Below are 20,843 nucleotides of genomic sequence, written 5' to 3' on the forward strand. Positions count from 1 at the left end.
ATTCTCTCTTTTTGCAAATGATTAAAGAATTAATAGGCAATGTATTAAATACCTACTCAATTAACAGCATAACAAATAACAAATTTAACTTATTTTTAAGCATTTATTTCAGGATAGTGAATACCTTTAAGTAACTTTATAACCAGATTTCAACCTCTTTATGTATAATCTTAGAATAAGTAAAAAAAAAATTGATGATATTTTGAAAGTCGTTGCTCTTTCTCTCTTGATAACTTTTCTATCTGTGTTTAATAGCCAATTATTAAATGCCCAGATACTTATTGGCCCTAAAGCAGGCGCACGCTTCTCATGGCTAAAATATGAGGATTTTGCTAAAGATGAATATAAAAAGAAACCTGTATTTGGATATAGTGCTGGTATAACAACTGCCTTTAAGGTAAAAAAAAGGTTTTTACTGCAACTGGACATCATGTATGCGCAGAGTGGAAAAAAAATAGAAGGTATCACTGATCCTTCATTGGAAAATCATGCTAAATATCATTATTTAAACACTCCAATTGTATACAAATTGGACTTTAAAGAGACTTTAGGTAACAGGTCTTTCAAATGGTATGTAGGTGCAGGGCCCAATGTCAATTTCTGGCTGGGTGGCAAAGGCACTTTAGAATCTGTTGAATTGAGGGAAGAAAACATAGAAAGGCTTGATTACAAAATTATATTTGATAGTATCCCCGCCAGCCCTGAGTATGGAGGGTTATATATCAAAGAACCTAATAAGATACAGGTTGGGTTAATTGTTTCAACAGGTTTAGTACTTGAACCTAGTCCCGGCCAGTCATTAATGATTGATTTTAGGTATGAATGGGGACATAGTTATATGGCTCGAGAAGAAGGCAGATTTGCCAATGTAATAGCGTATGAGGATAATGTTAGGGCGCGAACACACGCTTTACAAATTTCGGTTTGTTATGTTTTTGATATAATTAACAGAGGCAAAAAGGTAAAAAAGATGTATTACGAAAACTAAGTTCTTATCCGTTCTATTTACAAAAACAATTCATACAGACTTTCTTAATATTGTCCATATCATTATTACTAAAAAAAAGGAAAATAAAACCTTTTAATAGGCTTTAATGAGAGTAATATCTTAAGTAGCGAAATTCTTCTATCTTTAATAATTACAAAAACCTTACATAAGTGAGATGAATATCATATTTCAAAAATAAATCGTCCCTGTAAACTTAGCATTTCAGGTATTGATTCAACTGATTTATTTTTCCAATATAAATTTAATCTTAAAAAATTGCTATTTCATCGATTTATTTATGGTTTTTATAAGAATTTAATGCATATACATTTACTTTAATTTATATCCATAATTTATATTTTCCTTACATATAACATATTAATTGTAATTACTACTCACCCTATAAGCTATCAATTTGCTATCATGCATCATATTTCGACTAAATTAAAAGCTAATAGTTCCATTGTACCATGAAAAAAATTCTACTACTACACATACTTACCTTATTTTCAATAGGTTACCTGAAATCCCAGGAGATTTGCAACGATGGCATAGACAATGATGGCGATGGCTTTATCGATTGTTTCGATGGAGACTGTTCAGAGAATAGCGATTGTGACGGATTCTATCTTGGAAACGATGCCTCTTGCGAAGCGAAACCTTCCGATTTCCCGGTTTTCTCACTCCAATTGGGTTATCAGTCCGTTGATTATGCTGCTAATAATTTGAGCAGAATAGCCATAGGCGACCTGGATAGAGATGGAATCCCTGAAATTCTATCGCAAAATCAAAACGGGAATCGTATTTTCCTCTTAAATGGGGATGATGCTACCATTAAATATGAAGCAACTATTAATAAGCCGGAATGGAGGGCTTCAATGGCTAACGTTCAGGATGATAATTGTGGTGAAGTATTTGTTGTATATAATGATGGTGGTTACAGAATAAGTTCATACGATTGTACACTTAACCACATTTGGACTTCAGAGAAATTGCCAAATGACCCTATGTTCATCAGCCATGCAGATTTCGATCATGACGGTAACCCCGAGCTTTACTATAAAGACGAAATAAGAGATGCGGTTACAGGTACACGTATTATTAAAAATTCAGGAACAAGTTGGAATAATATACCCGGAGGCCCGGTAGCAGTGGATATATTGGGAGATGATAAACTGGAATTAGTTTTAGGAAATAAGATTTACGCAGTTAACTTAGGTAACAGATCACAAGATGCTGGTTCATTAACTTTATTAAAGACAATGCCCAGTTCTTATCAGAATAAAAATGGAGGGTATGCCTCCGGTCAAAGTGCTACTACCTCAATAGCTGATTATAACCTGGATGGCAATCTGGATGTAATACTTACAGGGGCAAATTCCGGAAACGTATCAACCGTCTTCTTTTGGGATGTATTCAATAATACAGTTAAAACTTTTAGTGACCCTTTCGGTGGTGGTAGCTATCAATATGGCTGGAAAAGAGGGATGGGAAGAGTAAATATTGCGGATTTAGATGGTGATGGACAACTTAATGCTGCCTTTGTATCAGGAAAATACCTGTATGCCTTAGATGAAAATTGGGATTTGCTGTGGAGAGAATCCGTAAATGAGGAAACATCCGGTATTACGGGTTGTACTTTATTTGATTTTAATGGAGATGGCCAATCAGAAGTGGTCTACAGGGATGAAGATTACCTCTACATCATAAATGGTAATAATGGTAGCGTTAATACGCAAATCCATTGCAGATCAAGAACCTCTGTAGAGTATCCTATTGTAGCAGATGTTGATGCGGATGGTTCAACTGAAATCTGTATTGTTTGTACGAGTGAAGACTATCGGACAGGTACACCAGGTAGAGATCTTGGTACTAATGACCCTTCTGAAGTAAGAATATACAAATCTGCCGGGGAGCCATGGGTGCCTGCCAGAAGGTTATGGAACCAACATGGCTATTTCAATGTAAATATCAATGACGACTTGTCAGTTCCTATAAACCAGCAAAAACATCACCTGGTTTGGTCAAATGGAACTTGTGCAGCTGGGGCGGTTCGTCCTCTAAACAGCTTTTTGAATCAGTCTCCTTTCTTAAGTTCTGATGGTTGTCCTACCTATGCTTCACCTGACTTGAACATCATTGAGTCTACTTTTACTGTTTCTCCTCCTACATGCCCGGATGAGAATTTTACTGTAAGCTTTGATTTTGAAAACATAGGAGATGTTCCTTTATCCGGAGAAGTACCAGTTACATTTTATGACGGTGACCCATTAGTAGCAGGAACCAATAAATTAAATACTGTATTGATAACACTTAATAGATTTGCAGTAGGAAGTGTGGGATCAGCTGTGGATCTGATAGTGAATGGTACAGGTGGCCAATTTACTTTATTTGCTTCTTTAAATGATAATGGATCCAGTACTCCAACACCTATAACCCTCCCAAACACCAACTTCCTGGAGTGTGATTATGCCAATAACATAGTTTCTGCAGCTGTAAATCCCGTTCCTTTTGCGCTTTCAGCTGAAACTACTAATAATATAACCTGTTCTGCAAGCACGGTTGCTCCAAATGGTTCTGCAAGAGCATTTAGACTTCTTGGAACTACTGAAGAAACTGCAGCATACGACTTCTATTGGTTCAATGGCACTACAGTAGATAGTACACCTGATTATACCGGTGCTATTTATACAGGCTTAAGTGCAGGTACTTATACTGTATTTGCTTCAAACAAATTAGTAGGATGTACTTCTGATACTGTACAAGTGGAAGTGAAAGATAGCATAAGAACAATTAACGCTAATATTACAGTAGAGAGAGGAAACAGTAACTGCGAAAGTCCTAATGGGAAATTAAAAGTTAGTGTGAATGGTGGGGAGCCTGTAGGAAAATTTACATATGAGTGGTACGAAGGCAATACTGTTGGTGGTGGATTACAAATAAGCAATAGCCAGGTAGCCAATGGTTTAAAAGCAGTTACTTATTCGGTTTTAGTAACTGAAAAGGCCACAGGCTGTCAAACTATTGCATCTGAAGTAGTACCCGATTCAACCAGTATTCCTGTAGTGACGGCATTAGCAACGGATATTGCTTGTTCCGATCTCAATTCAGGAAGTCTAAGTGCTTCTGTAGACGGAGTAACTGCTGGCTATACCTTTGAGTGGTTCAGAGGAGTTAGTGAAAAACCAACCCCTGATTTCACAGGGAGTACAGTGAACAATTTACCAAAAGGTACTTATGTTGTAAAAGCTATAAATGATGTTTCTAAGTGTGAATCATTACTTGACACTGTTGTCATTAATCAAACACTCGCTCCTGTAATAAATTCTATTTCAAGCACAGAAGATAACTCTTGTGACAGGAACACCCCCAATGGAACTGTAACTGTTTCCATTGCTGGTAATCCTTCAGAGCATACCATGGAATGGTTTAAAGGTGCTAATACTTTAGCAATAAACCGTGTAGGAAACGGACTATCATTAGGTAATCTGGAGGGCGCTTCTGAGTATACAGTAAAGGTTACAAATAACATTACAGGTTGTTTTGTTACTGAAAGAGTAAATGTTATTAGAAAAATTGTCGTGCCTGAAGTAAGTCTCATTTCAGATCCTGTAACAGCCTGTTCGCCATATAATGGACGAATCGAAGCTACTGTAGATGTAGATACGGAAAGTGATTACACCTTTTCGTGGTACATTGGAAAACAAGCAAAGGCCACTCCTGACTTTAGTGAAACAGGAAATGTTTTGGACAACCTTGAACCCGGTTTTTATACAGTTCAGGCTTTTCATAATACCCGCAGATGCTTAGCAGATGAAGTATTTATTGAGGTGATAGACCAGGCTATAGTTGCAATAATACAAAATGAAAGTGTCATAACTTTACCAAACACTTGTTCTTCCAATGATGGTGTATTAGAGGTTTCTGTGAACTCTCCCAATAACACTTCAGGGTTTTTGTTGGAATGGTATAATGGCACATTAACAACAGGAACTCCATTTTTTACTGAAACAGGGGTTAAAGTTTCAAGGGCTGCTAACTTGGTATCAGGAATTTATACTGTTGTAGCTACCGATTTGGATAATGGATGCTCTAATTCCCAGGTATTTAACTTACCTTATGCCGATTCACATTTACTAAAAACTACATCCGTAGTAAATAATACAAACTGTATGCCTGATGATGAGGGTGAAATCACAGTAGATTTAACACCAACACCACTAACCGGTTTTGATAGATCTAATTATACTATCAATCTTTATATTGGTGATGATTTAAGTGTACCACCTATTGCAAGTCAACCAGGTGTTGTTAATCAGGCAAACTATACTTTTATAGGATTATTAACTGGCACATATACTATCCAGGCTATAGCAGATGCAACATTAGGTAACTGCTCTGTTTATTCTTTTGCAGAAATTGAATTAGTTGCTACTGACCCTGTAATTAACACAGTAAGTAAAGTTCCCAACACTAATTGCTCTTTGCGTTTTGCAAATGGCTCAATAGAAATTGATATTGACAATGGTTCAGATCCATCAGACTATAGAATAAACTGGTTTGAGGGTGAAGATACTTCTACACCACTAAGTATAGGAAGTACAGCAGGAACCAATGGTGAAGTCGCTACAGGCTTAATTGAAGGTAGTTATACAGTTGAAGTAATTAATGACAACACAGAATGTTCAACAATTCGGACTTTCCGCATAGTTGATAACCCTATGGTGATTTCTATACCTTCCAATGAATTGGTTGTTTCACCCGTAACAAGATGCGACATCAACAATGGAGAGGCAACTATCAATAACGTTTATGAAAATGGAATTGTAGCCAATATCGCTAATTATACTTTTGAATGGACTGATGATAGTGGCAACATTCTTGCTAATAACACAAATACCATTTCAGGGCTTGCTGAAGGCACCTACTTTGTAAAAGCAACAAGCACTACAACAGATTGCGAGTCATCATTAATTGAGTTCTCCATTGAAACTGATATAACTGAGCCTACAATCAGCTTAATTTTCAGAAATCCTGAGCGATGTGTTTCTCCTGTTGCAAGTGAACTGCGAGTGAATGCTACAGCGCCTTCTACAACTTTTTCTTACACATGGTATAGGGGAACTAATACTTCCGGAGCTTTTATACAAACAGGACCTGATCTCCTGGGTGAACCAGCCGATTTTTATACAGTTGAAATCACGGACCAAACTTCTAATTGTGTGTATACTGAAACCTATGAATTAGTGGAAGAGATAAATGCTGTTAATATTTCATCCTCTGCCACTGCGGTAACCAATTGCGACACTGATAATGGATCAGTATTCGCTACAGTAACTTCTTCAGGAAACTATTCCTACACCTGGAGAGACGTAAATGGAAACATAATAGGTACAACGAAAGAAGTAGAAGATCTGAGTGTTGGAGAATATACTGTGGAAGCAATTGATAATTCAGATGCTTTCTGTACAAGTACCGCCACTGTGCAGGTAGTGAATGATGAGGTTACTCCTCAGCTTTCTATAGTACAGGTTGCACCACTATCAGTTTGTGATCTATCTTTAGCAAACGGTGCTGCAAGAGCAACTGTTGATGGCGGCTTTATTGGGTACACTTTTGAGTGGTTTGAGGGTACTTCAGCAAGTGGTAGTATAGTTTATGTAGGTCCTGAATTCTCAGGATTGAGAGACATTACTTACACTGTTAGAGTGACAGATAATATAACCCAATGTATCAATGTAGCTAGTATTACTATCACTGCTGACATCCCGGAAGTGGAAGCTCCTACTATAGAAGTAATTTCCAATGATGTCCATTGCCAAATAGATAATGGAGCATTAAGAGTAGATGTTGGTGGCAATACGGGAAATTATCTTTTTAACTGGTATAGGGGAAATAATGCAAATGGAACCCCTTTTGCTACTGGTGATAGAATTACTGAATTATCAGCAGGAGAATATACGGTAGTTGCTACTGACCTAAGAACTGGTTGTGTTTCTCCACCAGTAACTGCTGAAATATTTGAAAATTTAGTATACCCTGAAATAAAGATAGAAATACAAGGTACGAATTGTAATGAAGACAATGGAGCTGCCTCTATTTATATCACAGGTGCAGTAGAAATTGGCAGAATAGAATGGTACAATAGTTTTGGTTCCCTGGTTGCTACAGGTCCTAACATAGACGAGGTGTCATCTGGAACTTATGTGGTAAGCGTTGAAACAGCTAATGGCTGTTCGGTTGAGGAAGAGTTTACTATTATGTCCGAAATAAATGCTTTCAACGGAATATCAAGAAACGGTGACGGATCAAACAGCTATTTTAAGATTGATTGTATAGAACAGTATCCTAGAAACAATGTTAAAATCTATAACAGAGCGGGAACATTAGTTTACGAAGCAATAGGTTATGACAATAATAACATCAAATTTGATGGTGTATCTAATAGAGGTATTAATATGCTTGGAGTAGACTTACCTGATGGTACTTACTTTTATGTAATTGAAAAGAATGATGGTTCTAAGATTCAAAATGGTTATTTAGAAATTGTAAATTAAAATTATGTTTAAAAATTTTAAAAATAAGTCTTTAAATCTGTTAGCGCTCCTGTTATTGTTAACAGGTACTTTAAAGGCTCAGCAATATCCTATTTACTCGCAGTATATTTTCAATGGGCTGATCTTAAACCCTGCATATGCGGGAAGTCATGTGCAGTTGAGTGCTTCTGCTATGTATAGAAATCAATGGGTGAATTTTGAAGGTTCACCCAAAACATTGTTTTTCAGTGCGCACACTTCTCTAATGAAGGAAAAAATGGGGCTTGGACTAATCGTTAATAATGATAAAATAGGAAGCTATTCTAATCAGAATATTTATGGCAGTTATGCTTTCATTATTAAAATGCCCAGAGGTAAGTTGGCAATGGGAGTTCAGGCAGGTCTCAATATTTTATCGGCAGACTTTAAAGACCTCAACTTAGATGACCCTGGTGATGTTTCTTTTGCAAGTGTAAAAGGTAATTTGAAGCCAAATTTTGGAACAGGTGTTTATTATTACAACAAAAAATTTTATGCAGGTTTCTCAGTTCCGTTTTTACTAAATAATGGATACGGTGAATTAAATTTGGAAAACACCTTAAATGAGATCAGATCTGCCAGGTATTATTATCTTAATGGAGGCTTAATGCTGCCTATGAACCGTAATAAAACAGTTCATTTACAGCCCTCTGTTCTCATAAGAGGACAGGAAGGGGCACCTCTGAATTTCGATATCAACACGAGTGTGCTCTTCTATGACCTATTAAATGTGGGGGTATCCTATAGAAATATTGATGCTGTTATCTCATATATAGATTTTAAGTTAAGTGAATCTTTCCATTTTAGCTATTCTTACGATTGGACAACCTCCGATATTAGGAAAGCCTCCAGTGGTACTCATGAATTTATGCTTAATTACAGAGTTCGTTTAAGAAATATTCATGACAATGTGATTTGTCCGAATTTTCATGAGTTTATGTAATACGAGGGTATAAAAGATTAAATATCATTTTGCATATTAATTATAATGCTAGATGGCTTGATTTTAGCATCTTATTATATTTTATAAAATTAGAATATTGAAATACATACAATATTTCACCTGATTCCGCAGAATCACTTGTGAAATACTTAATTGAATCATTTACAAAATTTTGAACAGTTGAAATCATTCTCAAGAAAGTTACTAAATGTGGTGAAAACACCTCATATTGAGTAAAAAGCAGTGCTTATATAAAAATTGACAAGTCAAAATTTCAATTTTAAGGTATATTTATTTGGTGCATGATTTGATAGGTGTATTTAAATTAATCATAAATGCACAACGAAAATCAAACCCTCATACAATTTTTCCATTGGTATTATCCTGTCGATGGATCACTTTGGAATAGACTTAACGCAGAATTAGAGAATTTAAAAAACCTCGGAATTACCAAAATTTGGATTCCCCCTGCAACAAAGGCAGATGGTGGTTCAAACAGTGTCGGTTATGACATCTATGATTTGTATGATCTCGGTGAATTTGATCAAAAAGGATCTATAAGAACTAAATACGGAACAAAAGAGGAGCTCCTAAAAGCCATAGAAAATGCGCATCAACTGGGAATAGAGGTTTTAGCTGATGCGGTTCTAAATCATAAAGCCGGGGCAGATGAGGTAGAAACAGTAACAGCTGTTGAAGTAAAGCCTACAGATAGAAATGAAATCCTTACTGAGCCTTATGAAATTGAGGCATTTACCAAATTTACTTTCCCCGGCAGGCAAAACAAATACTCCAAATTCATTTGGGACAGGTCCTGTTTCTCAGGTGTGGATTATGATAATAAAAACGAAAGATCCGCTATTTTTTCTATAAGGAATCCCTTTGGAGATGACTGGGAACAAGTATGTAGTGAAGAAAATGGAAATTATGACTATCTGATGTATTCCGATATTGAGTACAGAAATCCGCAAGTTAGAGAAGAGGTAAAAAGATGGGGAGAGTGGATGATGGAAGCTCAAAAAATAGATGGCTTTCGTCTGGATGCGGTAAAACACATTCCGCCAGATTTCTTGAATGATTGGATAGATTATTTAAGAGAGAAAAAAGGGCCAGAGGTATTTTTTGTAGGAGAATATTGGGAAAACAATATAGAAAGTTTAAATCACTTTATGGATTGTACGGAAGGACGTATGAATTTATTTGATGCACCTCTTCATTACAATTTCCATATCGCTTCTACAGGAGGAAACCAGTATGATCTCCGGCAAATATTTGACAATAGTCTGACTCAGATAAATCCTACTAAAAGCGTTACTTTAGTTGATAACCACGATTCTCAACCCCTGCAAGCTTTAGAGTCTCCAATTGAAAATTGGTTTAAGCCTTTAGCTTATGCATTGATACTTTTACGGGTAGATGGCACCCCGTGTATTTTTTACCCGGACCTGTATGGTGCAAAATACACAGATAAAGGTGCAGACGGTCAGGATCATGAAATCACGCTCCCAAAAGTAGAGGAACTGGAGAAATTACTTAGCGCAAGGCAAAATTATGCCTACGGAGATCAATACGATTATTTTGATCATGATACTTGCATAGGTTGGACAAGGTTAGGCATTGAGGAAAAAGAAAAGTCAGGATTAGCCGTGGTAATAAGCAATGGTGATAGCGGTTCTAAAGCTATGGAAATGGGGCAGGATTTTGCAGGTAAAAGATTTATTGATTTAATGGCCAAATCTAAAAAAGAAGTGGTAGTGAATAAAAGTGGTTGGGGTGAATTCCTCTGTGAGGCAGGAAGTGTATCTGTATGGGTGCAGGTTTGACACTAATTAGAAACATCAATTGGATTAAGCTTCAGTCAATAACTATAATAAGTCTCCATTTTGCGGCAAAACTTACCCTGCTAAGCAGGGTAAGTGATTTTATTAATCAAGCCTGAGTGAGTAGGTTCAATCCATTATGCTTTCTTCTTACCTGAAAAAAAACATTTATTTCTTCATAGATATAATAACTTAGTAAATGATCTCTTTGTGAGGCGAGAGTGGTATCTCTATGCTTTTCGTCAATCTCATCTCCATTAACCAATATAAAACCTGCATTCATCAATACAACGCCTTTTGCGCTAAGTCTTAAAAAAAAATAAAATACTTTCAAAACTCATTGTAAAACTGCAGAAACAGCAGACAGCGCAACAAAATCAATTAGAGAGTTTATCCTGTTAAAATTCCAAAATTGATCAGAATGCTCACAACCGGGGAATTCTGAATGAAGGGACAGGTGTGTATTTAGTAATCAGAACAATATTACTAAATTACTTATCTGAAAACATGGAATCATTCATAGCTGAAAAAAATGAAGTTATCATTCAAAAACTAATGTAAGTTTACTGGTTTCGTTATTTCAATTGACGTAAGATACATTTGCTCTCTTCCGGTGCTTTTATCTGCTCAACCTTACATCCTATAAATCGCTGCAAGATAATTACTTATATTTGACTCGGATTTATATTTATTTAACATACTATCCTACAGTTGATGGTTAATCTTGTTTAATAGAATTTTTAATAAATACGAATAGAAAAAGTAATCATTAAATTGACTTACTGAACTTTTTGAGTTAAAACAACTCCTGAAATTATGAAAAGAAAATCCAATATTTTTATTTTCATTATGATGACCTCCTCCGTAGCATACTTTCTAATTCAGAGGCCTTTATCCAGCTGCACAAATTTCACTTCTTTAGATGAAATTCTAAATTTTCCATACAGCAGTTTTAACAGAAATTTACCTATTGGTGAGGTTGTATTTATTAGTAAAAAATCAACTGCATATTTAGCATTAGCCAAATATACTAAGGCATACTCACAAGACATAACATTGCTTTTACATGATGCAAAGGTAATAATAGAGCATACAATCCATAAGAGCAGAGGTATTGCCAATGGTAATTCTAACAATTATAAATCGTTGAAGAAAAAAGGCTTTATCATAGTACTATTACATTTTATGTCTTTCGCACACAATAACACACAATTTTGAAAAAATCAGCTAACTATTAATTAACCAAAACATGATAAAAATTAACCTAACCACTTTTCTCATTTTATGCAGTTGTATTTGTACATATGCTCAAATCAACTTTCAGCAAGTACTTCCACCAGCGCCAGCACCTCAGATCATTCCTGTATTTGAGGAAGTAGAGATGGGTGCGATGGCATATGCAGATGTAGACGGCATAAATGGCCTTGATGTATTAATTACAGGAACAAATAATAAGAATGAGCTTATTTCCAAACTTTACATCAATGATGGAACCGGTAATTACACTGAAAAGATCGGAACCCCATTTGTTGGAGTAACAGAAAGCTCTGTAGCCTTTGCTGATGTAGATGGTAATGGAAGTCCTGATGTTCTTATTTCCGGCTATAATGGTACTGAGCCCTCCACCCTACTTTACACCAACGATGGGCTTGGAAACTTCTCATTAAGCAGCGTAACCTTCGAAGGGGTTCGGGAATGCGACATTGCTTTTGCTGAAGTAGATAATGTTCCGGGACCAGATGTATTGATAACAGGCAAAAACAGTGCTAACCAACTAGTAGCTGAGCTTTACCTGAATGATGGAACGGGGGCTTTTACTTCTAAGCCTGTATCTTTTGGTGGTATAAATAAAGGGGCTGTAGCGTTTGCTGATATAGATGGGAATGGTACACAAGATGTTGTAATTACAGGCTTGTTTGTTTCTGAAATATCACCAGGGGCAACACCTGCAGCCTCAACAAAAATTTATGTAAATGACGGAAATGCAGGATTTACCCCTCTCTCAGGTACAGCTTTTCCGGGAGTAAGGGAAAGCGATGTAGCTTTTGCTGATGTAGATGGCGATAACACACAAGATCTCTTATATTCTGGTTTCAATAGCTCAGGCATGCCTATTACTAAGCTCTATACCAATGAGATAATTAGTGGTAAGGCAAACTTTACAGAAGTATCCACACCTTTTGATAACTTAGGAAATAGTGCTGTCGCTTTTGCTGATGTTGATGCAATAAATGGTCCGGATGTATTAATCACAGGAACAAATAGCACCAGCAAACCGGTAAGTAAACTTTATGTCAATAATGGAAGTGGTGTTTTTAGTGAAGCGAGCGGCTCCTCTATAACCAATGTGTCTAGAGGTGCAGTGGCCTTTTTAGATATGGATCTCGACAATAATCTTGACCTGGTAGTCTTAGGACGTGATGTGACCAATAAACCCATTACCAAAGTTTATTCCAATAATAGTACGGGTGAATTTAACATAGCTACTGGTATGCCTTTTACCGGAGTGCGCGTGAGTTCTTCTGCTTTTGCTGATGTAGATGGAAATGGTACAATTGATGCCATCATTTCTGGTACTACTGATGATAATGAAACTATTACCAAATTGTATATTAATGATGGAAACGGAAATTTCACTGAAGATACCAGCGCTCCTTTTGTAGGAGTTGGAAATAGTGCGGTAGCTTTTGCTGATGTAGATGGTGAAAATGGCCCTGATGTGATGATTTCAGGACTTACCAACTCATTACCTGAAGAGTATTTAACTTTGCTTTATATAAATGATGGTGCTGGCAACTTCACTAAGGTAACTGATCCGCTTTCCAAGAACCTCATTGGGGGTTCTATTGCATTTTCTGATGTAAATGACGATGGTTTTCAAGATGTTGTAATTACGGGAATAGACAATAGTATTACTAAGTTCACTAAATTATCTACTAACAATGGCAGCGGTAATTTTTCAGAAAATACAGGAACTGCTTTTACTAATCTTACTGGAAGTTCTATTGCTTTTGCTGATGTAGATGGTCAAAACGGGCCTGATCTAATCATTTCAGGAGAAAGTGATGACTTTTTTGCACCAGGAATCACAGAGTTATATCTCAACGATGGAAGCGGAAATTTCTCTTTAAAAACAGGTTCCGGCTATACTTTCACACCTGTAATAAATAGCTCAATTGCTGTAGGAGATCTTAATGGCGACAGTAGTGATGATTTATTGGTTACCGGGCTTGATAATTCTAATACACCAGTTGCAACGCTTTATTTAAACAATAATGATGGAACAGGAAGATTTACCAAAGTTAATGGAACCCCTTTTGAAGCCGTTGAAAATGGTTCAGTTGTTATTGCAAACATAGATGGAGTTGATGGAAACGATATAATCATTTCAGGAGAAAATGCTTCCGGTCAATATATTACCAAGCTATATACAAATAATGGCAGTGCCGTATTCACTGAAGTGACAGGTTTACCTTTTGACGGAGTTTTCGAAGGAGACATATCTTTAGCAGATGTGGATAGTGATGGACTGCTGGACGTGTTGATTACTGGAAAAAACAATTCAGGAATCAATATTTCTAAACTGTATAGAAATACAACTGATTTTGTATTGCCTACCATCACATCTCCTGCTACTGTTTCAGTAGACGAAAACGTAATTCTCAGTTTTTACACTGCCACAGCAGATGAAGAGGTAAGCTTTAGTTTAGGTAACACAAAAGATGAAGCATTTTTCAAAATAAATGGAGCTGCTATCAGTTTTATAAATGCACCAGACTTTGAAACTCCTCAGGATGCCAACGCAGACAATGTATACCTCATAGATTTGATAGCTGTTGATAAAGGTGGCAATGAAGTTAAAAAAGAAATAGCCATAACTGTGGTTGATGTAAATGAGTCAGGCCCGGTAATTACCTCACCAGCTTCAGTTTCGGTAGAAGAAAATGTCACAGGTACAGTTTACACTACCACTGCGGATGTAGCTGTTACCTTTAGCTTAGGTAGCAGTAAAGATGAAGCCCTTTTTAGCTTAGCAACCAATGATATCAGTTTTAAGAGTTCACCAGACTTTGAAACTCCAAAGGATGCCAATTCCGATAACGTATATAAATTAGATCTTATCGCTACAGATGGCGATGGAATTATTACTACTAAAGCGATACAAATTATCGTTACTGATCTAGATGAGACTTATCCTATATTCACTTCAGCAGCCACTGCATCAGTAGCGGAAAATACAACAGGAACTATCTATACAGCCATTGCTACCGGTACTAATCCAATTACCTATAGTTTAGGATCTGACAATGATGAAAGCTTTTTCGATATTGATGAAAACACTGGCGAAGTTACTTTCAACAGTATACCTGACTATGAAAATCCATCTGACGCAAATGCTGATAATGATTACGTAATAACTGTTATCGCTAGTGATGGAGTCAATTCAGCTAATCAGGTGGTAACTATTACAGTGACTGATGTAGTGGATGAAACGCGACCTTCTGTAAGCATCACTAGTGAGGCTTCTTCACCTGTTAGTGAAGCATTTGATGTGGAAATAACATTTAGTGAAATGGTAACAGGCTTTACTAAGGAAGACTTAATACTTACAAACGCCATGGCTAATAACTTCTCCGGAAATGGTACTGTATTTAAAGCCACTGTTACACCAATGCAAACCGGAACTCTAACAATATCAATAGCCGCTGAATCGGCAACAGATGCATCCGGAAATGGCAATATAGCAGCGGACTTCAGTATTGGAGCAGTGATTGACGTTCTATCATCAGGAAAGCAAATTGATATGCAATTACTGGTCTATCCTAATCCAGCAACTGATTTTATTAGAGTAGAAACAAATCGTAAAGTAGATAGCTATCAATTACTAGATGTGAATGGTAAGCTGCTCAAAACCCTACATACAACTGATGAAGAAATTGAAATAGGTGATTTGGATTTAGGTGTATACTTTATTAAAGCAATTATTAACAATCAGTTTGAAGTAAAGAAATTTATCAAAAAATAAATTCTATAAGTAAAAAAGCTCTATTTCGAAGAGAATCCGAGCTTACTTAGTTTTTTCAATCTTTATAAAGAAGGCCATGTTCAATTGGTCTTCTTTTTTCAGGAATCATTCTAAATACATGTTGAAGCATTAACTAAGATTCACTTTGTACAATATACATGATATTCTTTATTTATTTTAAGCTAAAGATTCTAAAGTAATTTGAAGAAGAAACACCATACAACTGTTTTCCATCTATAGATTTTTTAATTATGCTTACATTTACATTCCCAAATCAAAATTTCATATGAAGGCTTATATTTTATTTACCGCTTTAGTATTTACATTACTCTCCTGTGGCGATGACGATATTATAACAGATACTACAGAAAAGCCATCAGGCTCAGACAAAGCCCTAGCGGTATATAATAACGCCTATATTGAGAATTACGAGCCTGATGAAATTGAATATATTGTATTAAATGCTACAGATGCCTATGTACTGATGGATCCATTCCAGGAGAATATTTCAGAATCCATTCAGATGATGAAAGCCAATGGAAATGAAGTGGGAGCCTACATAAGTATTGGTACAGGTGAAGACTGGCGAGAAGATTTTACTGACTTAAAACCCTATCTTGTTGATCAGCAGTGGGGAGAATGGCCCGGAGAGTATTTTGTAAATAATACCACAACAGGAATTATTGACGTAATGAAAGCCCGTATTGATAAAATAGCGGCCTGGGGTTGTGATTGGGTAGAATTTGACAATATGGACTGGGCATTATATGATGAAGTAAGAGATGCTTATAATTTAGAAGTTACCAAGGAACAAAGTATATCGTATTTTCAGGAATTATGCGAATACGTTCACGAGAAAGGGATGAAATGCATGGCTAAAAACTTTGTTGAAAATGCCGGGAATTTCGATGGGGTAACCTATGAATCTTACAATAATGACAAAAACTGGTGGGATCAATCCGGAGCCCAAAGCTTTTTAGATGCAGGAAAACTAGTGGTTATTGTTCATTATAATGAAAGCAACTGCAACAAAGTGTATTCAGATTATATGGACATTTACAACAAAGATATTTCTTTCATCTGCGAAGGTACCGGTGTTAAAAAATATATTCATTATAATGAGTAATTTAACACCGTATTAATATATTTAAAAGGTTAAATAAAGAAGGTTTTAATAGATCGCAAAGAAAGACTACGAATGAAATAATTGGCAACGCTTTATTATCTCTCTCTTACATATCATTCTCAATCGCTTTAATAATTTCAGCTTCCTGGTTAGGATGAAACCATTGAAACTGCTGGTCTTTTTTAAACCAAGTGAGCTGCCTTTTGGCATACCTCCTGCTATTCCGCTTTAAGAGTCTCACTGTCTCTTCCCTATCGTATTGGCCTTCCAGAAAGTTAAATATTTCAGAATAACCCACTGTTTGTAATGCGTTTAAATCTTTAAAAGGTAATAACTGCTCAGCTTCTTCAAACAAACCCTCATCGATCATTTGATCCATTCTTCTATCAATTCTCTCGTAAAGGATTTCCCGTGGTCGCTCCAGCCCTATTTTAGTGATAGCAAAAGGTCGTTTTACTTCCCGGCTCTGCTCACGATAAAAACTCATGTTTTTACCAGTGGTTTGGTATAACTCCAGTACCCTGATAAGTCGCTGAGGATTATTTTGATCTACAATTTTATAATAGTCCGGATCTACTAAAGCAACCTGCTGCTGTAAATATCCAATTCCTTTTTCGGTAAAGTCCCTATTTAATTTTTCCCTGATGGCTGAGGGGATGGCAGGCATCTCATCAATTCCTTCACACAAAGCTTTTACATAAAGTCCCGATCCACCCACTACAATTACTACCTCTTTAGTTTTAAATAGGTCATCAAGTACATTAAGGGCGTCCTTTTCAAATTGTCCTACATTATACTCGTCTCGAATGCTTAGAGTATTAATGAAATAGTGAGGTACCTCCTGCATTTCTTCCGCTGTAGGTTTAGCCGTTCCAATATTTGTTTCTTTGTAAAACTGCCGGGAATCAGCAGAAAGAATTTCAGTATTGAAATACTTTGCCAGTTTTACCGACAAGGCCGTTTTGCCCACAGCTGTAGGCCCAGCGAGTACAATTATCCTTTTAGAATTATTATTCAATTGATTACTTTATTCGTTACGAAAGAATTAAATTGTGCGATCTAAATATTGCTTAAATCAACATACCTTGGATTTACAAAATTACGATAAAGAACAATTAATAAAAGAGATAGAAAAACTCCGTTTGGCGTTGTACCAAAACAAGTACTTCCGCAAAAATGCAAAGTCTCATACATCTAATTATTCTTTTGAAGATAGTATTGACCTGAGCATGGAATTTACTGTAGATGGCAAGCTGATAAAAACCAACAAAAACTGGCGCAAGTCTCTGGGCTATACTATCGAGGAGTCCGGTAAACTTTTTATCAGAGACATACTGCATCAGGAAGATTACCCTGCTTTTCGAAATATGAAAGTAAAGGTAGGAAAAGATGGGGTGCAATCTTTTATAGATACGCGCTTAAGCACTAAATCAGGAGAAATACTTTATGTAAGCGGAAGTATTTTTCCCAATCAAAAAGGGCACCTTACTGCTACCTTTCATGATATTACGCACCAGGTAAATGCAGAAAAAGCGCAGAACCTTTATTACAACATCACTAATCTTACTTTGCTAAGTAATGATCTGGATGATCTATTTAAATCGGTACATAATATTTTAAACCAAACCATAGACGCCCGCAATTTCTTTATTGCACTATTCGATTTTGAGCAAAACCTCTTAAATTTCCCGTACATTTTTGATGAGCACATAGCCAATAGCCCCACCACGCAATCGCTGGATCTCAGAAAGGGTATCTGTGAATATGTTTACCACCATAAAAAACCTCAGATACTGAAGGAGGCACAAATTATGGAGTTAATATTGGAAGGAAACATTATACAATATGGTCCTATCCCAAAAGCTTTTTTGGCAGTTCCTTTTCGCACGGAAAAAGGTATTCCGGGAGTAATAGGGCTACAAAACTACCGGGATGAAAATAGCTTTAGCAAGCGAGATTTAGAATTGCTTAATTTTGTTTCCGCACAGGTAGTACTGTCTGTAGAAAGAAAAATAAACACAGAGAAAATCGCTACTCAGGCTGCCAGATTACAATCTATTTTCGACAGTAGCAACCACCTCATATGGTCATTAAACAGCGATTACTTACTTACTTCCTTTAACCACAATTTTTCTTACGAAATATTAAAACACTATGGTTTTAAACCAAAGGAGGAGCATTCTATAAAGGAAAAGAAGCTGTTTGAATTATTACCGGAATCGCAATATGCTTTCTGGAAAGGGAAATTTGATGAAGTGCTAAGAGGCAATCCTCTTACATTTGAAATCAAATATAAAGATGCTGCCAGCGACAGGCTCAATTGGAAAGAAATTTACCTCAACCCTATTCACACAGAAAATGGCGAGGTAAAAGGAATTTCAGGCATAGCACACGACATTACAGAAAAGAAAGTGGCTGAGCTGAAAATTCAAAAAAGTGAAAGCCGCTTCAGAAGGATTTTTGAATCTTTTCAGGATATTTATTTCAACTGCCGGTTCAATGGAGAGGTTATCCTTATAAGCCCATCAGTAAAAGATATGATTGGTTACTCTCAGAAAGACGTAACGGGTAACAACGTAACCAATTACTATCTTTATACCAAGAAGACCAAAGATTTATTGAAAAAGCTGGTGGCAGAACGTAAGGTTCAGAATTTTGAAGCAACCTTAATTACCAGTGATGGAAGGTTGGTAAATTGCATTTGCAACGTAAGGCTGGCGAGAGATAAAGATAGCAGAGAAGTAACAATAGAAGGTGTGGCAAGGGATATCACCAAGCTTAAACAGGCTAATAGAGAATTGATACACGCTAAAAACGTGGCTGAAAATTCATTAAAAGTAAAAGAACAGTTTTTGGCAAATATGAGCCATGAAATACGCACCCCTATGAATGGTGTAATAGGGATGGTGGATTTACTTTCACAAACAGCTTTAAATCCCGAACAAAAAAACTTTGTACAAACAATTAAACGCTCTTCCGAAACACTTCTGACTATTTTAAATGACATTCTGGATCTATCAAAAATAGAAGCAGGAAAAATGAAAATCCAGCTTCAGGTAACAGAAGTGCAGACACTATTCGAGAAAGTGCTATCACTTTTCCACCAGTTAGCGAGAAGTAAAAACATCAACCTGAGCTACAGAATTGACAAAAATGTACCTAAATACTTAATGCTGGACGAAACAAGAATACTCCAGGTACTCTCTAATTTAACTTCTAATGCCTTAAAATTTACTGAAGACAAGGGCCGGGTCATTCTCCATCTATCGAAGGAATTGAAAGATGACTTATACCGTATTTCCGTAGAAGACACAGGCATAGGAATTTCACAAAATGATCAGCAAAGGCTTTTCCAGTTATTCAGCCAGGTAGATAATACCAGTACTAAAAATTTCAGTGGTACAGGACTTGGGCTGGCCATATCAAAACAATTGAGCCACATGATGGGAGGTGAAATTGGAGTTAGCTCAGAGCCAGATCAGGGAAGCGTATTTTGGTTTTCAGTAGCCGGCAGCCTTCCTACAGAGCAACAGGTAAAGGAATATACAGAAGCGAAAAAGAATAATAGCGAAACCAAGAAATTACACTTTAGTAACGAAAAACCACCTTTCATCTTAATTGTGGATGATAACACCATCAACAGACAAGTAGCCAGCCAGATTTTAATGAAATCCGGCATAACCACAGACCTTGCTGCAGGAGGCCAGGAAGCAATTGATAAAGTTAAAACCAACGATTATGATTTGATTTTAATGGATATTCAAATGCCACACATGGATGGAGTTACAGCAACCAGACACATTAAATCGCTGGAAAAACATTCACCTCCTATTATAGCAATGACGGCCTATTCTATGAAAGAAGATAAAGACAAATTCATTTCAATGGGCATGGATGATTACCTGGCCAAACCCATTGTTTCGGATATCTTAATTTCCAAAATTGTTAATTACTTGCCGGATTTTGCTGTTAATGAAGAAAAAAATGATGCTTCTAAATATAACAATATACCTGAAATAGCAGTTAAAAGTGAGGTGATAGATCAAAGTACACTTCAACAACTTAGGAAGTATGCAGATAAAGAAACCATTAATTCTTTTTTTGAAGAATTTGAAATAGAGGCTAAAGGTTTAATTCTGGACAGTATCAATGCTGAAAAGACCTCGGACATACAAAAAATTTTAAGTAATTTGCACACTTTGAAGGGGAATGCAGGCACGCTGGGAATCAGAAGTCTGGAAAGTCAGGCAAAACAAATTGAACAGGACCTGAAAGAGGAGAAAACTGAAAACCTGAGTAGGAATTTAAACAACTTACTGGAAAATTTTAATAAATTTACTGATCAGTATCAGTCAATCATATAAT

The 20,843-nt window shown here is 36.3% G+C and carries 10 protein-coding genes; 8 read left to right on the top strand and 2 right to left on the bottom strand.

Annotation, left to right across the window (positions count from 1 at the left end):
• Positions 1-160 precede the first annotated feature (160 nt).
• The 4 genes from IEV85_RS17115 (at position 161) to IEV85_RS17130 (ending at position 10,329) form a co-directional block, all read left to right on the top strand.
• Positions 161-988 carry a porin family protein gene (locus IEV85_RS17115; protein ID WP_188465691.1) on the top strand — a complete coding sequence of 276 codons (828 nt, stop codon included), beginning with the start codon at positions 161-163 and terminating at the stop codon, positions 986-988.
• Between the two features lie 470 nt (positions 989-1,458).
• Positions 1,459-7,545, top strand: a complete 6,087-nt coding sequence (locus IEV85_RS17120) for a T9SS type B sorting domain-containing protein (RefSeq protein ID WP_188465693.1) — start codon at positions 1,459-1,461, stop codon at positions 7,543-7,545.
• Between the two features lie 4 nt (positions 7,546-7,549).
• The gene (locus IEV85_RS17125) at positions 7,550-8,506 is read left to right on the top strand and encodes a PorP/SprF family type IX secretion system membrane protein (protein WP_188465695.1); all 957 of its coding nucleotides are present in this window, start codon (positions 7,550-7,552) and stop codon (positions 8,504-8,506) included.
• 335 nt (positions 8,507-8,841) lie between these two features.
• Positions 8,842-10,329, top strand: a complete 1,488-nt coding sequence (locus IEV85_RS17130; RefSeq protein ID WP_188465697.1) for an alpha-amylase — start codon at positions 8,842-8,844, stop codon at positions 10,327-10,329.
• 106 nt (positions 10,330-10,435) lie between these two features.
• Here the strand turns inward: IEV85_RS17130 and IEV85_RS17135 are convergent, their stop codons facing one another.
• Positions 10,436-10,660 carry a hypothetical protein gene (locus IEV85_RS17135; RefSeq protein WP_188465699.1) on the bottom strand — a complete coding sequence of 75 codons (225 nt, stop codon included), beginning with the start codon at positions 10,658-10,660 and terminating at the stop codon, positions 10,436-10,438.
• A 482-nt stretch (positions 10,661-11,142) separates the two neighbouring features.
• Between IEV85_RS17135 and IEV85_RS17140 the strand changes: the two genes are divergently transcribed.
• From IEV85_RS17140 to IEV85_RS17150, 3 genes are all read left to right on the top strand, one after another.
• Positions 11,143-11,544 (top strand): hypothetical protein, encoded by a 402-nt coding sequence (locus IEV85_RS17140; protein WP_188465701.1) that lies wholly within the window; start codon positions 11,143-11,145, stop codon positions 11,542-11,544.
• A 31-nt stretch (positions 11,545-11,575) separates the two neighbouring features.
• Entirely contained in the window at positions 11,576-15,352 is a 3,777-nt protein-coding gene (locus IEV85_RS17145; protein ID WP_188465703.1) for an FG-GAP-like repeat-containing protein, read from the top strand.
• 286 nt (positions 15,353-15,638) lie between these two features.
• Complete coding sequence (locus IEV85_RS17150; protein ID WP_188465705.1) at positions 15,639-16,478, top strand: endo alpha-1,4 polygalactosaminidase; 840 nt, start codon at positions 15,639-15,641, stop codon at positions 16,476-16,478.
• 106 nt (positions 16,479-16,584) lie between these two features.
• Here the strand turns inward: IEV85_RS17150 and miaA are convergent, their stop codons facing one another.
• On the bottom strand, positions 16,585-17,496 hold the full coding sequence (gene miaA / locus IEV85_RS17155) for a tRNA (adenosine(37)-N6)-dimethylallyltransferase MiaA (RefSeq protein WP_188465708.1): 912 nt from the start codon (positions 17,494-17,496) through the stop codon (positions 16,585-16,587).
• Between the two features lie 67 nt (positions 17,497-17,563).
• On the opposite strand from miaA, the gene IEV85_RS17160 reads away from it, so the two are divergent.
• Positions 17,564-20,842 carry a PAS domain S-box protein gene (locus tag IEV85_RS17160; protein WP_188465710.1) on the top strand — a complete coding sequence of 1,093 codons (3,279 nt, stop codon included), beginning with the start codon at positions 17,564-17,566 and terminating at the stop codon, positions 20,840-20,842.
• The last annotated feature ends 1 nt before the right edge of the window (position 20,843 follow it).

It is taken from the genome of Marivirga lumbricoides, from assembly GCF_014636295.1.
In the GTDB taxonomy this organism is placed as follows: domain Bacteria; phylum Bacteroidota; class Bacteroidia; order Cytophagales; family Cyclobacteriaceae; genus Marivirga; species Marivirga lumbricoides.